At 72.3% G+C, this 14,585-nt stretch carries 11 protein-coding genes, 1 tRNA gene and 2 pseudogenes; 7 read left to right on the forward strand and 7 right to left on the reverse strand.

Going from position 1 to position 14,585, the window contains the following annotated elements:
* Positions 1–643: 643 nt before the first annotated feature.
* The 4 genes and pseudogenes from ACIF8T_RS01160 to ACIF8T_RS01175 all read right to left on the reverse strand — a co-directional run bounded on the left by ACIF8T_RS01160 (position 644) and on the right by ACIF8T_RS01175 (position 2,447).
* Entirely contained in the window at positions 644–1,024 is a 381-nt protein-coding gene (locus ACIF8T_RS01160; RefSeq protein ID WP_400029850.1) for a peptidase inhibitor family I36 protein, read from the reverse strand.
* 224 nt (positions 1,025–1,248) lie between these two features.
* A pseudogene (locus ACIF8T_RS01165) lies at positions 1,249–1,395 on the reverse strand (IS5/IS1182 family transposase); the annotation flags it as partial.
* A 645-nt stretch (positions 1,396–2,040) separates the two neighbouring features.
* On the reverse strand, positions 2,041–2,214 hold the full coding sequence (locus ACIF8T_RS01170; protein WP_400029852.1) for a hypothetical protein: 174 nt from the start codon (positions 2,212–2,214) through the stop codon (positions 2,041–2,043).
* Between the two features lie 50 nt (positions 2,215–2,264).
* Positions 2,265–2,447 (reverse strand): DUF952 domain-containing protein, encoded by a 183-nt coding sequence (locus tag ACIF8T_RS01175; RefSeq protein ID WP_400029854.1) that lies wholly within the window; start codon positions 2,445–2,447, stop codon positions 2,265–2,267.
* A 406-nt stretch (positions 2,448–2,853) separates the two neighbouring features.
* On the opposite strand from ACIF8T_RS01175, the gene ACIF8T_RS01180 reads away from it, so the two are divergent.
* Entirely contained in the window at positions 2,854–3,036 is a 183-nt protein-coding gene (locus ACIF8T_RS01180) for a hypothetical protein (protein WP_400029856.1), read from the forward strand.
* Between the two features lie 193 nt (positions 3,037–3,229).
* Positions 3,230–3,754, forward strand: a complete 525-nt coding sequence (locus tag ACIF8T_RS01185; RefSeq protein WP_400029858.1) for a hypothetical protein — start codon at positions 3,230–3,232, stop codon at positions 3,752–3,754.
* A 537-nt stretch (positions 3,755–4,291) separates the two neighbouring features.
* Here the strand turns inward: ACIF8T_RS01185 and ACIF8T_RS01190 are convergent.
* Both ACIF8T_RS01190 and ACIF8T_RS01195 read right to left on the reverse strand, forming a co-directional pair.
* Positions 4,292–4,756: pseudogene (locus ACIF8T_RS01190) on the reverse strand (IS5 family transposase); the annotation flags it as partial.
* A gap of 265 nt (positions 4,757–5,021) precedes the next feature.
* Positions 5,022–5,097 (reverse strand) — tRNA-Arg (locus tag ACIF8T_RS01195).
* Between the two features lie 321 nt (positions 5,098–5,418).
* Between ACIF8T_RS01195 and ACIF8T_RS01200 the strand changes: the two genes are divergently transcribed.
* The 4 genes from ACIF8T_RS01200 to ACIF8T_RS01215 all read left to right on the forward strand — a co-directional run bounded on the left by ACIF8T_RS01200 (position 5,419) and on the right by ACIF8T_RS01215 (position 11,986).
* Complete coding sequence (locus ACIF8T_RS01200) at positions 5,419–7,026, forward strand: dynamin family protein (protein WP_400029860.1); 1,608 nt, start codon at positions 5,419–5,421, stop codon at positions 7,024–7,026.
* 48 nt (positions 7,027–7,074) lie between these two features.
* Entirely contained in the window at positions 7,075–9,459 is a 2,385-nt protein-coding gene (locus tag ACIF8T_RS01205; RefSeq protein ID WP_400031442.1) for a GTP-binding protein, read from the forward strand.
* Positions 9,460–9,824: 365 nt separating this feature from the next.
* Complete coding sequence (locus ACIF8T_RS01210; RefSeq protein WP_400029862.1) at positions 9,825–10,298, forward strand: single-stranded DNA-binding protein; 474 nt, start codon at positions 9,825–9,827, stop codon at positions 10,296–10,298.
* A 269-nt stretch (positions 10,299–10,567) separates the two neighbouring features.
* Positions 10,568–11,986 (forward strand): Cys-Gln thioester bond-forming surface protein, encoded by a 1,419-nt coding sequence (locus tag ACIF8T_RS01215; protein ID WP_400029864.1) that lies wholly within the window; start codon positions 10,568–10,570, stop codon positions 11,984–11,986.
* A 129-nt stretch (positions 11,987–12,115) separates the two neighbouring features.
* On the opposite strand, the gene ACIF8T_RS01220 is transcribed toward ACIF8T_RS01215, so the two are convergent.
* Positions 12,116–12,628, reverse strand: a complete 513-nt coding sequence (locus tag ACIF8T_RS01220; protein ID WP_400029866.1) for an HAD domain-containing protein — start codon at positions 12,626–12,628, stop codon at positions 12,116–12,118.
* Between the two features lie 292 nt (positions 12,629–12,920).
* Between ACIF8T_RS01220 and ettA the strand changes: the two genes are divergently transcribed.
* Positions 12,921–14,585, forward strand: a complete 1,665-nt coding sequence (gene ettA / locus ACIF8T_RS01225; protein ID WP_400029868.1) for an energy-dependent translational throttle protein EttA — start codon at positions 12,921–12,923, stop codon at positions 14,583–14,585.

The following is a 14,585-nucleotide window of genomic DNA, read 5'->3' on the forward strand; positions in this document are numbered from 1 at the left end:
CCGTTCAACGCGGCGGTCCCGTGGGGGACACGGCGGGCCCACCGGAGTCACCCTTGCGAACAGGGGCGGGACCTCGTTCGGGGGTGAACCGGTGTGTCGCGCGTGCGCGCGTCAGGGGAGGCGTCGCAGCGGGGCCCCGTCGAGCAAGGCATGGATGTTCTCGACGGCCTGGCCTTGCCGACCGTTTCAAAACGAGGTTCGGAGTCGTCCCGGGCAGATGATGCCGCAAGCGAGTCGGAGGAGACCGGGGCGGAGGCCGGCGCGTACCTCGTAGCGGGTGCGCAGCCGTCCGAACCGGTGGAGCCAGGCGAAGTTCTGCTCGGCGGCCCAGCGGGTCCTGCCCGGTCCCGAGCCGTGCGAAGCGTCACGGCGGGCGATCCGAGGGCGGGGCGGGAGCGGGGTGGTGCGCTCCCCAGGTCATCAGGCGCAAGATCGTCCGGCACCTGCAGAACCGTGCCGTTACGCGGCCGGGACACCAAGACCCACCACAGACCTGACGAAACGGCCGGTTGCAGCCCCCGGCGAGGTCATCCGGCGGCCACCGCCGAATGCGCCCACGGTGTCTCACGGGACGCCACCTGGTCGAATCCCGCCGTCCTCCCTCGCAGCGCGGGCGGATGGCGGGTTCGGTCAACCGGCCGGTTCAGCCTCCGCATTGATTGATCGAGAAGGAGGACACCGCGTTGTCGTAGAGGAACAGAAGTTCCTGTGTTGCGCCCGCCGGGATGAGGTAGGAGCGGCCGTTGTAGTCGGCATCGGTCCAGATGCAGAGTTCATCGCCGCTGCGGTTCCACACCGAGCCGGCCCGGTCGTTCCACGCCCAGCCGATGTTGGGGGTGTCCACCGGAAAGAGCTGCATGACGTCCCCGGTGAGGTTGTGGCCGTCAAAGAAGCAGATCATGCCTTCCGCACAACTGCTCACGATCCCGTCCTTGGGATCGGCCGATGCGGTTCCCGGAGCCGCCAGTACGGCGGTGGAGGCGATGGCTGCCGCCACCACCGCGGTTTTGACTGTCAGTCCCATGAGTGTCCTTTCCCGTTGCCGCCCGTGGAAGCGCGGTCATGGTCGCCGCGTCCAGCTGCCGCTCTTCGAGGGCATCCGGTCGTACAACGGCCCCGGCGCGCATGCGGTTCACGGAGATGACACTGGTCACGATCTCCGGAAGAGGTGGGGCCGTGGCGTTCTCGTGGCTTGCCGATCGTTTCGGCATGACGTTCGAAGCCGTCGCAAGCAGGTGATGCTGCAAGCGGGATCGGATCAGGCAGAGGCATCAACTGCGTGACGTCATGACGGTGTCCGCCGGTCAGGGACGGCGCAAGGGGAGTTCCGTTCCGGTCGGTGATCAGGTGGTGCTTCGTTCCCGGACGGCCGCGGTCGACCGGCGAAGGTCCGGTGTGAGCCCGCCCCGCCCGCCACCGCATCAGCGTCCTCTTCGCCATGCTCCGCGACGGAACCTTCTACGAACCAGAACCCCACAGCGCGCTTGACGAAAGACATGGAGGCACCCCCCGCGGGCGGCCAACGGGCCATCGCCGTGCCCGTGCACCGGATCGTCGCGCTCACCGGCGACCGGCACCGGCGCAGCGACGGGGCAGGTGCCCGCCCACGAGCCGTACGACGGCCGGCGCGTGTCTGTTCGTGGGCTGGTCAGATGAGGTGCGGTTCCGTGCCGTCCTCCCGCAACCGGCCGGAACGCGCTCAAGCGCCGGCTCCGCCCTGCTGTTTTCCCGCGGCATCGTGCCGCCCGGTCCCGCGACGGCATGGACGCGGCGGCGACGGCTCTCGGTCCGAACGACCAGTGACCCGCCGTGACGGCTCCCCGAAATCTGTGCCAGACCCTCCTGGAGATGAACGAAGCCAGCGTGATGGTTCCCGGTCCGGAGGCGGCGCGCGATCAGCTCTCTCCTGGCGGGACGCGCCGATGCGGGTGCGCGAGGCCGGCCCTCGCCTTGCGCGCCGCCGCGCTCAAGGGGACCGGCCATGTCCGCGCCGTGGGTCGGCCCGCTTGAGGCCCGGGGACCCGGGGACGGGTGGTCCGGCTAACGGATCCTGACGAAGCAGAGCACCTGGCCCTTCTCGTCGGGTGTGGCGCCCGCGCATGCCGACTCCCATCCCGCGGGAAGCGACGGCGTCGGGTGGGACTTCTCCCAGCCGTAGCGCTGCGGCTCCGCCGGGTCCTGCCACCACAGGGTCAGTCCACCCGCGACAGCCACGAGGACCAGCCACACCGCCACGGCCCACCGCCATACCCTGCCACGGCCCCTCACCGCCACGGCTCCACCCGCACCACCGAGTCCACCGGAAGGGGACCGTACACGTGCGGAAACTTCTCGGCGCCGGGCTCCGGCGCCTCGTACTTCACCGCCGCGTCCAGCCGCGAGGGGTTCACGACGAGCACCACCAGCTCGTCGAGGGCTTCGCAGGAGCCGTACAGGGAGGTCGCCACGGAGGGGAGGAGGGGAGTCGGGCGCGCGTCGAGCAGTGGATGAGGCCTTCCTGTTCGAGGGTGCGGCCGCGTGCGGACATCCGATACTCGCCGTGCTCGCGGGCCGCGTCCTCTAAGGAGCGCTCGGCGACACGGAGTATGTACGTGTGTTCGGGCATGGGGTCACGCTACGGCCTTGCCCGTGCCCGCCCGGAGAACTCCACCCTGCGCAGCACCACCCGCCGTCCCGCCACGGGGAGGCCAGCCGGAAACCGTAGCCAAGAGCCGTGCACCCGCCCCGACCAGCTTCCACAACCCGGGCACTGAGCCCCGGCCGTCCGGCATCTGACACCGGCCCGAAACACCTCGGCGTACCGGCCGGCCTTCCCCGGAGGGAGCCGGCCGCCTCGGCGCTACGCTGATGATCATGTCAAATGAGCACATCGACGACGATCTCGCCTTCGCCCTCCAGGTCACCGGATTCGAGCTGGCCACCGAACCGCCGGCCCCGGACACGCCGCTCGGGCGCATCCTGGCCTACGCCGCCGAGCACGGGTACGAGAGCCTGACCGACGAGCACTTCGACCTGGCCAAGCTGGGCCTGCTCTGACCTGCGGATCCGTACGCCGGCGTCCGCCTCGGCGCCGCTGCCCCCGTGCTGCTGCGGGGCTGCGTGCAGGCGGCGGCAGTGAGACCCCCCAGATATCTGGGATGGGATATGCCGGCGGGCCGCGGCACTCTCTACCTGGCCGATGGCGACGAGTCGCCTCGGCGCATTCGGTGACGACCACGAGGGGGAAGACATGTCCATCCGAAGAGGGGCCATCGGGGTGCTGTCCGCAGCCGCAGCCGCTGGTCTGATGGTGGCGGGGGCTCCGGCCGCCGGTGCGGCCCCGTCCGCAGCGGGCAACGCGGTCACGGCCTCCGTGTGGCGGAACATCGCCCTGACCGGGACCTACACGATCCGCGACGACGAAGGTGTCTTTGCCGCCGGTACGTACTGCAACGGCAACGTCGCATCCGAGGGCTGGGTCAACGAGGTCCGCACGCCGTCGGTCTGGTGGGAGACCACGTGCGGGGGCGAGATCCGAGTGGAGAAGCACGTCTCCGCGGAGACGGACGCCTCCGGCGGAGTCATGATCTACGTGACCCTGCGGTTCTACGAGGGCACCAACGACACCAACACCGACCTCGACGCCGAGTACAACTTCAACCGCTACGTCCCCGCCGGACAGACCTCGACGGTCAGCGAGATCACGCTTCGCAACGGGGAGAACGGCGGTAAGGACTGGGCGAAGCTCAACCTCGTCCTGCACAACAACCGCTGACACCGCATCGAGGCGTCGGCCGGGTGTCCCGGCCACGCGGTTCCCGGGCACGGCAAGGGCAGGCGCGGCCACCTGCGCGAACCGGGCCCGGGAGCCGCTGTACACGCCGAGCCTCGGACCACGAGGCACCACGGGGGAGAACGCGGCGATCCTCGGCAAGGTCGTCGCCGTCCTGCGCACCCTGTGAGCCGAGGGCGGAAGCGATCCGCCCGGCAAGGCGTGATGGGCCCCGGGCCGGACGCGACCCGGGGCCCGGACCGGGTCACCGGCATCGGTGGTGAGTGGGCACGTCGGCACCTACTCCTACGCGGTTCATGGGGCAGGGTGCCGGTTCGTGTGCGACAACGGGCTGAGGTCGATGTGGACTTCGCAGCCGACGGGAGTGAGATCTTCGACCTGGCGGCTGCGCTGGTACGGGCTGAGCCTGCCAGAGCCTCTTGACGTCTCGGATGAGGACCCGCGGGCCGCGGTGCGGTTCCTGCAACCGCTTCCGACCGAGGTGCGGCCGGGGTGGTTCAGCGTAGCCGGCTGATCGCTTCAGGATGAGGTGCGCAGGCGGCGCAGGCACATGAGGCTGCAGGCCGGTTCGAGCAGGCCCTGGTGGAGATCGGCGCGTCGCCCGTAGCGGGTGCGGAGCCGTTCGAACCGGTGCAGCCAGGCGAAGGTGCGCTCGACCACCCAGCGCGCCTTGCCCGGTCCGGAACCGCGAGCGACGCCGCGTCGCGCGATCAACGGCTTGATGCCCCGCTTCCACAGCAGGCGCCGGTACTTCTCGAAGTCGTAGCCCCGGTCGGCATACAGGCGTCGGGGCTTGCGGCGGGGACGTCACCGCAGACCCCGGATCGGCGGGACGGCGTCGAGCAGTGGCAGAAGCTGGGTGACGTCGTGCCGGTTGCCGCCGGTGAGAGTGACGGCGAGTGGGATTCCGTGTCGGTCGACGATCAGGTGGTGCTTGGAGCCGGGGCGGGCGCGGTCGACGGGTGAGCCGTGCTCCTCGCCCCGTACACCCGGTGCGTCGACGGGCAGCCGCCCGATCTGAAGCGGCGGCTCGAAGCCGCGGGCGACCTGCCGGAGGCGCCCGGCGCCGGCTGATCCTCCGGCCGGGATCTTCGACACGTATTCGACACGGCCACCCGCGAGAACCCGGTGACAGCCGGACGGCCCCGGAGTCCGCCCTTGACCGCAAAGAGGGCGTCCGGGGCTTCGTCGCGGCGGCCGGTACCGGCCCTGAACTGCGAGAAGCCCTCCCCAGGGGGAGGGCGAAGCCTGGCGCCCCCGGCAGGACTCGAACCTGCGGCCAAGCGCTTAGAAGGCGCCTGCTCTATCCACTGAGCTACGGGGGCCTGGTGTGGTGGCCTCTGTCCTGGTGCCCGGGTGTGGGCCGGTCCCTGACGTTGCCGGGGACAAGGATAGGGCTCCCGTGTCCTTGCCCCTGCTGCTTCGCCTCCGTGGCTCGATGTGGAGGTTCGGTGAAGCGGTCCTGATAATCGCAGGCAGGTACGAATCGTGCACCGCTTTTGGCGCCTCGGGCACCGGGTGTTGTGCACTCGTTATGCCTGGAGCGCGGACCTGTCCCAGTCGTCCCTTCCGTCCCTTGTGTCCTATCGGCGCGCAGACATGCTCATATGCTTCAGATATCCCCTAAAATTGGGCATTCTTCGCATGTGGTGACCTTGGACGTACGGCCTCAGCTGCTCGACGCACTCTCCGCCCTGCGCGACCGTGTCGCCGCCGCACGCTTCCCGCTGCCCCTGGCGGGGGCGCCACGCGCGCGTGCCAACCGCGACGAACTGCTCGCGCAGCTCGACGACTACTTGGTGCCCCGGTTGAGGGAACCCGACGCGCCCTTGCTGGCGGTGGTGGGCGGTTCGACGGGTGCCGGCAAGTCCACGCTGGTGAACTCGCTCGTGGGGCGGCGCGTCAGTGAGGCCGGTGTGCTGCGGCCGACGACGCGGACCCCGGTGCTGGTCTGCCATCCGGAGGATCATCACTGGTTCAGCGGGATGCGGGTCCTGCCCGGCCTCACGCGCGTGTGGGTGGCCCATCAGGAACCGACCGACGACCTCCTCCTCCCCGGCGAGAACCCCGCGCGCGTGCTGCGCATCGAGACCGCCGACACGCTGCCCCCCGGCCTCGCCCTCCTCGACGCCCCCGACATCGACTCCCTGGTCTCCGACAACCGGGTCCTCGCCGCGGAGCTGCTGTGCGCCGCCGACATCTGGGTCATGGTCACCACGGCGGCCCGGTACGCCGACGCCGTCCCCTGGCACCTGCTGCGCACCGCCAAGGAGTACGACGTCACCCTGATCACGGTGCTCGACCGCGTCCCCCACCAGGTGGTGTCGGAGGTGTCGCGGCAGTACGGCGCCCTGCTCACCAAGGCCGGCCTCGGCGACGTACCGCGGTTCACGGTGCCCGAACTGCCCGAGTCGGCCTGGGGCGGTGGGCTGCTGCCGGTCACCGCCGTCGCGCAGCTGCGGACCTGGCTGGTCCACCAGGCGCAGGACCCGGCGGCCCGGCAGTACGTCATGACCCGCACGGCGTACGGCCTCCTCGACTCCCTCAAGTCCCGGATGCCCGAGCTGGCCAGCGCCGCCGCCGCGCAGTACGCGGCCGCGCTGCGGCTCACCGCCGCCGTCGACGGGGCGTACGACAGCGAGCACGCCCGCGTGCGGGGGCGGTTGCAGGGCGGGGCCGTGCTCGCCGGGGACGCGCTCAAGCGGTGGCGCGCCTTCCCTCTCGACTGCACCGCCGCCGAACTCCTCGACGCCCTCGTGGAGAGCCTGAGCGCCCTGCTGCTGTGCGCCGTCACGGCCGCCGACGAGCGGGTCGACGACACCTGGCGGCGCGAACCGGCCGCCGCCGCGCCGGAACTCGCCGACCCCGTCCCCGCCCCGGAGAGCCCCGAACACCGGATCGGGCTGGCCGTACGGCGGTGGCGGCGCGAGCTGGAGGAGCTGGCCGAGGACGAGGTGCGCGAACGCGACCGGAGCTCCGCGCCCGACCCCGAGGCGGTCGCCGCCCTGGTCGCCACCGCGCTGCTGGGAGGCCGCCGGGGGCGGGCCGCCGGGGAGCGGCTGGCCGAGCGGATCGGTGCGCACGGGGCGCTGCGGCTGCGCGACCGGGCCGGGCGGCTGCTCAAGGAGCACGTCGACCGGGTCATGCACACCGAGCGTGAGCGTCGCCTCGCCCCGCTCGACGCGCTGGAGGTGCATCCGGACCCCCAGGCCGAACTGATTGCCGCGTTGTCCGTACTGCAGAAGGAGAGGTGACCGGTGACCGCCGTCACTGACCAGGACCACACCGAGCACCACGAGCCCATGGACCTCAGGGTCGACGCGGCGGCCGGGGACGGCCGAGGCGACCACCGCCCCCTCGCGGAGGGCGACGGCGCGCGGGGTGGGACCGGGACGGAGGCTTCTGCCGTCGCTGCCGTCGACGCTCCTGCCGACGGCCGCCCCGAGGAGGGTGCTTCCGGCGAGGAGCCGCACGAGGGGGCCGCGCGGGGCGAAGGGCGGGAGAAGGCGGGGCGGCAGGGAGAACGAAGAGAGCGGGGGGAGAAGGGTGGGTCGGGTGAGCCGGGTGAGCCAGGTGAACGGGGGGAGGGGAAAGAAGGAGGGCGCGCCGGGTCTGATGAGGCGGGAGGGCCGGGTGAGTCGCGTGAGTCGCGTGAGTCGGAGGAGCCGGAAGGGCTGGGGCGGCGGAGCGCGGCGGGCGGGAGCAGCCGGCAGGGGGAGCCGGGCGGGCGGAAGTCCAAGGGCGGGCGGGGTGAGCGGCCTGAGCAGCGCGCCAAGGACGCCCGCGCGCGGGGGGAGGATGCGGACGGACGCGGGAAGGACGCCCCGGAGCGGGGGAAGGACGCCCCCGAGCGGGGGAAGGACGCCGATGGCCGGAGGAAGAAATTCGGCGGACGCGGCAAGGACGCCGACCCGGGCCGCGGTACCGGAGTGGATCCTTCGGACCGTACGGACGGCGGCTCCCCGTCCCGTGCCGACGCGGCCGGTGCCTGGGACGACGGGCTGATCGCGCGGCGGGCGGACGAGACCGCGGCCGCCCCGCAGTTCCCCGTCGCCGAGCGCCGGGGGTCCGAGTCGCAGGACATGACACCGCTGGTCTACGACCGGACGCTGCGGGCGCGGCTGGACGCGCTGCGCGAACTGGTCGGGCTCTCCCGCACCCGGCTCGACAGCAAGACGCTCGCCGAGGCGGGCCGGGTCCTCGACGAGGCGGCCGCGCGGCGCAGGCTCTCCGGGCGGCACACCGTCGTCGCCATCGCGGGCGCGACGGGCAGCGGCAAGTCGCAGCTGTTCAACGCGCTCGCCGGCGTGCCGATCTCGGAGACGGGCGTACGGCGGCCGACCACCGCCGCGCCCATCGCGTGCAGCTGGAGCGACGGGGCGGCGAGCCTCATCGACCGGCTGGGCATCCCGCCCCGGCTGCGGCGGCGCCCGTTCCAGAACGGCGAGGCGGACACCCAGTTGCGCGGGCTGGTCCTGATCGACCTGCCCGACCACGACTCGGCGGCCGTCCAGCACCGCGAGCAGGTGGACCGCGTCCTCGGACTCGTCGACGCCGTCATCTGGGTCGTCGACCCGGAGAAGTACGCCGACGCCATGCTCCACGAGCGCTACCTGCGGCCCCTCGCGGCCCACGCGGAGGTCATGTTCGTCGTCCTGAACCAGGTCGACCGGCTGCCCGGCGAGGCCGCCGAGCAGGTCCTCGACGACCTGCGGCGGCTGCTCGACGAGGACGGGATCGCCCTCGGGGAGTACGGCGAACCGGGCACGGCCGTGCTCGCGCTGTCCGCGCTGACCGGGGACGGCGTCGGCGAACTGCGCGAGGCGCTGGGCCAGTTCGTGATGGAGCGCGGCGCCCCGGCCCGCCGGCTCTCGGCGGACGTGGACGTCGCCGCGGCCCGGCTGTGGCCCGTCTACGCCAACCGGGGGCGGACCGGGCTCAGCGAAGAGGCGCGCGAGGAGTTCTCGGCGCGGCTCGCGGACGCGGTGGGCGCCACCGCGGCGGGTGAGGCGGCCGAACGCGCGTGGCTGCGCAACGCCAACCGCGCGTGCGGGACGCCGTGGCTGCGGCTGTGGCGCTGGTACGAGGGCCGCAGCGAACCCGCCACCGGACGCGTCCCCTCCCGCGCACCGGCGGACGAGCAGGTCACGGCCCGGCAGCGCGTCGAGCAGGCGGTGCGGACCATGGCCGACCGGGCCTCGGCCGGGCTGCCCGCGCCCTGGGCGCAGGCGGTGCGGGAGGCGGCCGTCCGCGGCTCCCAGGGGCTGCCCGAGGCGCTGGACGAGCTCGCCGAGCGCGCCGGGCTGCCGCCGGGCCGGCCGCCCCGGCCGGGCTGGTGGCCGGTGGCCGTGCTCGCGCAGGCGTCGATGACGATCCTCCAGTTCGTGGGCGGGCTGTGGCTGCTGGGCCAGATCATCGGGCTCATGGCGCCGAACCTGGGGGTGCCGGTGCTGCTGATGGTGATCGGCATCGTCGGCGGCCCGCTCATCGAGTGGAGCTGCCGGATGGCGGCCCGCGGCCCGGCCCGGCGGTACGGGCAGGACGCGGAACGGCGCCTGCGGGAGGCCGCCGCGGGCTGCGGCCGCGCCCGCGTCCTCGATCCGGTGGCGGCGGAGCTGCTGCGGTACCGGGAGGTGCGGGAGCAGTACGGGCGGGTGATCGGGGCGGGGGCGGCCGGGGTGAGGTGACCTCGGAGCCCGGAGCCCGGAGCCCGGAGCCCGGAGCCAGGGGTCCGAGGCCCGGAGCTCAGGGATCGGAGTGGTGCTGCTCGGGAGCCGGGGCGGGGCGGGGCCGGGCGGGGTGTGGTGGCTCGGGGCGGCTGTCGTCACCTGGACGGGTGGCGGAGTTCTCCACAGGTGAGGGGTGGTCCACAGGGCCCGGCGGGCCCGGACCGGCGGAGGCAGTCTGGTTCCGCGGCGACCGCGACGGACGCGGTCGCCACGGCGGTGGCGGTACGCGCGACGCGCGGCCGCCGCGCCGGACGCAGCCGTACGGGACGGGCCCGTACGCGTGTCCGCCCGGGCGGAGGCCCGGGCGAGGGGGAGGGTTCGTGATGAACGAGACGATGGTCTGCGCGGTCGGCAGGGTGGCGACGCAGCCGGTGTACCGGGAGCTGGCGTCCGGCCCGTCGGCGAGGTTCCGGCTGGCGGTCACCGCGCGCTACTGGGACCGCGAGAAGAACACCTGGGCCGACGGGCACACCAACTTCTTCACCGTCTGGGCCAGCCGGCAGCTCGCCGCGAACGTGCAGGCGTCCCTGTCGCTGGGCGAACCCGTCATCGTGCAGGGCAGGCTGAAGGTGCGCACCGACGTCCGCGAGGGGCAGAGCTGGACCTCGGCCGACATCGACGCGGTGGCGATCGGCCACGACCTCGCGTGGGGCACGTCGGCCTTCCGGCGCGCGAGCCGGCAGGAGACGGCGGCGCAGTCCCGACCGGAGCCCAACTGGGAAACGCCGTCCGGAGGTTCGCCCGATGTCTCCGGTGCGGAGACCCAACAGAAGCGGCAGCCTGCGGCCGTGACGTAGCGTCAACCACCGTTCACTCAGGCCGTGGTGACCGAACTGTGGCTTATCGGCGAGTGCGCGCCGGACGAATGCGGGTGGATTTGTCGATAAGCCTGCTCACAACCGGTCCCGGCGATAACGATTCCGATTCGGATCAGGCCCCCGACGGCATCCCCGGAGGGCGGGGTGCGCGGCGTCCTTAGGATGCCGGACAGAGCTCTCGGGGCTGGAAGATTCTGCTGGTGGGACCGTCCCCCCACGTCAACGGGTCCTGCCGGAAGGGAACTTTGGTGTTTGCTGCGTTCTCCGCGTTCTGCGGGTCCTCCGTGCGCGGGCGCGGGACGGCCCGCTTCGGCGCCGCCGTCCTGGTGTCCGGTCTGGCCACCGCCGGGCTGGTGACGGGTGCCGGCCCGGCCGCCGCCGAGGAGACGGCGCGCGGCCAGAGCGGGGCGACCGCCACCATAGGCGGACTGAAGACGTACGGCACGGCGGTCATACACGGCGAGGCCGGGGACCAGGAGCTGTCGGCGGGCCTGTTCGAGATGTCCGTGGAGGGCGGCGGCACCCTGCAGACCTACTGCGTCGACCTCCACAACCCCACGCAGAAGGACGCCAGGTACCACGAGACCCCGTGGAGCGGCACCTCGCTGGGCGTCAACAAGGAGGCCGGCCGGATCCGCTGGATCCTGCAGAACTCCTACCCGCAGGTGAACGACCTGGCGGCGCTCGCGAAGAAGGCGGGCGTGCGCGGCGCGCTCACCGAGCAGGACGCGGCGGCCGGCACCCAGGTGGCCATCTGGCGCTACTCCGACGACGCGGACGTCGACGCCCTCGACCCGCAGGCCGAGCAGCTCGCCGACTACCTGGAGAAGAACGCCCGTGCCCTGCCGGAGCCCCGGGCCTCGCTGACCCTCGACCCGCCCGCCGTCTCGGGCCAGCCCGGTGAGCGGCTCGGCCCGGTGACCGTGCGCACCAACGCCCGTGCGGTGACGGTGACGCCCCCGGCGGACGCCGCCACCAGCGGTGTGCGCATCGTCGACGCGAAGGGCACGGCCGTCACGTCCGCCGAGGACGGCAGCCAGGTGTTCTTCGAGGTCCCGCAGGACGCGGCCGCGGACACCGCCGAACTGACCGTGCAGGCGTCGACCACCGTGCCGGTCGGCCGCGCCTTCACCTCCGAGAGCCGCAGCCAGACGCAGATCCTGGCCGGCTCCAGCGAGTCGACGGTCTCGGCGACGGCGAGCGCCACCTGGGCGGCGGAGGGAGCGGTGCCCGCCCTGTCCGCGGTGGAGAACTGCGCCGAGGGCGGGGTGGACGTCACCGCCGTCAACGAGGGCGACCAGCCCTTCACCTTCTCCCTGGTCGGCACCGAGCACACCATCGCCGCGGGCGACACCCGGACGGTCACCCTGCCCCTGCGGGAGGACCAGGCCTACGACTTCACCATCCGGGGACCGGGCGGTTTCGAGCAGCGGTTCACCGGCATGCTCGACTGCCAGACGCAGGGCAGCGAGGACGGCGCCACCACGCAGACCCTCACCGAGCCCAGCCCCGCCACGGTCGGCGGCGCGGCACCGGCCACCAACCTCGCCGCCACCGGCTCCTCCCAGGCCACGCCCCTGATCGCCGGCACGGCGATCACCCTGGTGGTCCTCGGCGGAGCGGCCCTGCTCGTCGTCCGCCGCCGGCAGGCTCCGACCCGGCACTGAGCGGAACGGGGCCGGGACGAACGCGCCCCGGCCCCGTTCACGCCCCCGTACGACAGGAGCACCTCGCGGCAGGAGCGCCTCGCCGCCGGGGCGGGAGGAGACCGGACGGCCCGTGCCGGTGACCCGGCACTACGCGAGGGCGCGGAGCCAGCCGGCGAGCGCGGAGAAGTCGGCGTCCGCCAGGCCCTCCGCCGGATCGACGCGGTGCAGGAGCGCCGGCCCGGGATGCCGGTCCGCGACCCAGAGCCGGTCCATGGCGCCGATCTCGTCGTCGACCCAGATGAACGGCCGACCGCCGGCCCACGCGACGAGGTGGGGCGTCTTCCAGTGCAGGCCGCGCGGCCCGCGGTCGGCGCAGGCGTCCGGCCACGCCACCACCGGCAGCCTCGGCAGTCCGAGGCGGGGGGCGACGGACGCGTTCGCCTCCTCGCTCCACGTCGAGGCCCACACCAGGTCGCAGCCCAGCGCCGCGAGACGTGGCCCGAGGCCGGGATCGAGCCGCCCGAGCAGCGGGTTCCCCCCGTCGGGGGACGAGCCGGAGTCCCGGCCGGGGCCGCGGGGAGGCCGGGACGACGTCCCGAACGGGAGGAGGGGCCCGTCGACGTCGAGGAAGAGAAGGGGGCGCCGCGCTGCGCTCGTCACGTCGGCACGATATCCCGGCCGCTGCCGGTGACCCGGCGCCCGTGGACGTGCCCCCGCGCCAGCGGGGGCGCTGCGGCAGGCGCACCGGAACCCGTGGGTCTGCAGGTCGGCGCCGAAGACGGGTGACATGGCGCGCGTGATGGACCGCCGCTGACCGGCGAGCCGCCGCCCTCGGCGGTGAAACCCCAGGTCACGGTCCCCGAGTCGGACGCGTTTCCGCGCAGGGGTGGCGGTACGGCAAGATGGGGTGTATCTGCCCACTGCCAGATTTCAAGCTGCCGGACGGTTTCTCTTGGCTGAGTACATCTACACCATGCGCAAGACGCGCAAGGCACACGGCGACAAGGTGATCCTTGACGACGTCTCGCTCAACTTCCTGCCCGGCGCGAAGATCGGTGTGGTCGGCCCGAACGGTGCCGGTAAGTCGACGGTCCTGAAGATCATGGCCGGACTGGAGCAGCCGTCGAACGGCGACGCGTTCCTGTCGCCGGGCTACAGCGTCGGCATCCTGCTGCAGGAGCCCCCGCTGAACGAGGAGAAGACCGTCCTGGAGAACGTCCAGGAGGGTGTCGCCGAGATCAAGGGCAAGCTCGACCGGTTCAACGAGATCGCCGAGCTGATGGCCACCGACTACTCGGACGCGCTCCTGGAGGAGATGGGCAAGCTCCAGGAGGAGCTCGACCACGCCGAGGCCTGGGACCTGGACGCCCAGCTGGAGCAGGCCATGGACGCCCTGGGCTGCCCGCCCGGCGACTGGGCCGTCACCAAGCTCTCCGGTGGTGAGCGCCGCCGCGTCGCGCTGTGCAAGCTGCTGCTGGAGCAGCCCGACCTGCTGCTGCTCGACGAGCCCACCAACCACCTCGACGCCGAGTCGGTGAACTGGCTGGAGCAGCACCTGGCCAAGTACAAGGGCACCGTCGTGGCCATCACCCACGACCGGTACTTCCTCGACAACGTCGCCGAGTGGATCCTCGAGCTCGACCGCGGGCGCGCCTACCCCTACCAGGGCAACTACTCCACCTACCTGGAGACCAAGCAGGCCCGTCTCAAGGTCGAGGGGCAGAAGGACGCCAAGCGCCAGAAGCGCCTGAAGGAAGAGCTGGAGTGGGTCCGCTCCAACGCCAAGGGCCGGCAGGCCAAGTCCAAGGCGCGTCTGGCCCGCTACGAGGAGATGGCCGCCGAGGCCGAGAAGATGCGGAAGCTGGACTTCGAGGAGATCCAGATCCCGCCGGGCCCGCGTCTGGGCAACGTGGTCGTCGAGGTCGAGAAGCTCAACAAGGCGTTCGGCGAGAAGGTCCTGATCGACGACCTCTCCTTCACCCTGCCGCGCAACGGCATCGTCGGCGTCATCGGCCCGAACGGCGCCGGCAAGACCACCCTGTTCAAGATGATCCAGGGCCTGGAGGAGCCGGACTCCGGCGACATCAAGGTCGGCGAGACCGTCAAGATCTCGTACGTCGACCAGAGCCGCGAGAACATCGACCCGAAGAAGACCCTCTGGGAGGTCGTCTCCGACGGGCTCGACTACATCAACGTCGGCCAGGTCGAGATGCCGTCGCGGGCGTACGTGTCCGCGTTCGGCTTCAAGGGCCCGGACCAGCAGAAGCCCGCGGGCGTGCTCTCCGGCGGTGAGCGCAACCGGCTGAACCTGGCGCTGACCCTCAAGCAGGGCGGCAACCTGCTGCTCCTCGACGAGCCGACCAACGACCTCGACGTCGAGACCCTCTCCAGCCTGGAGAACGCGCTGCTGGAGTTCCCCGGCTGCGCCGTGGTCGTCTCCCACGACCGCTGGTTCCTCGACCGCGTCGCCACGCACATCCTCGCCTACGAGGGCGACTCCAAGTGGTTCTGGTTCGAGGGCAACTTCGAGTCGTACGAGAAGAACAAGATCGAGCGGCTCGGGGCGGACGCCGCGCGTCCGCACCGCGCCACCTACAAGAAGCTGACCCGGGGCTGA

Source organism: Streptomyces sp. NPDC085946 (assembly GCF_044540485.1).
GTDB lineage: Bacteria > Actinomycetota > Actinomycetes > Streptomycetales > Streptomycetaceae > Streptomyces.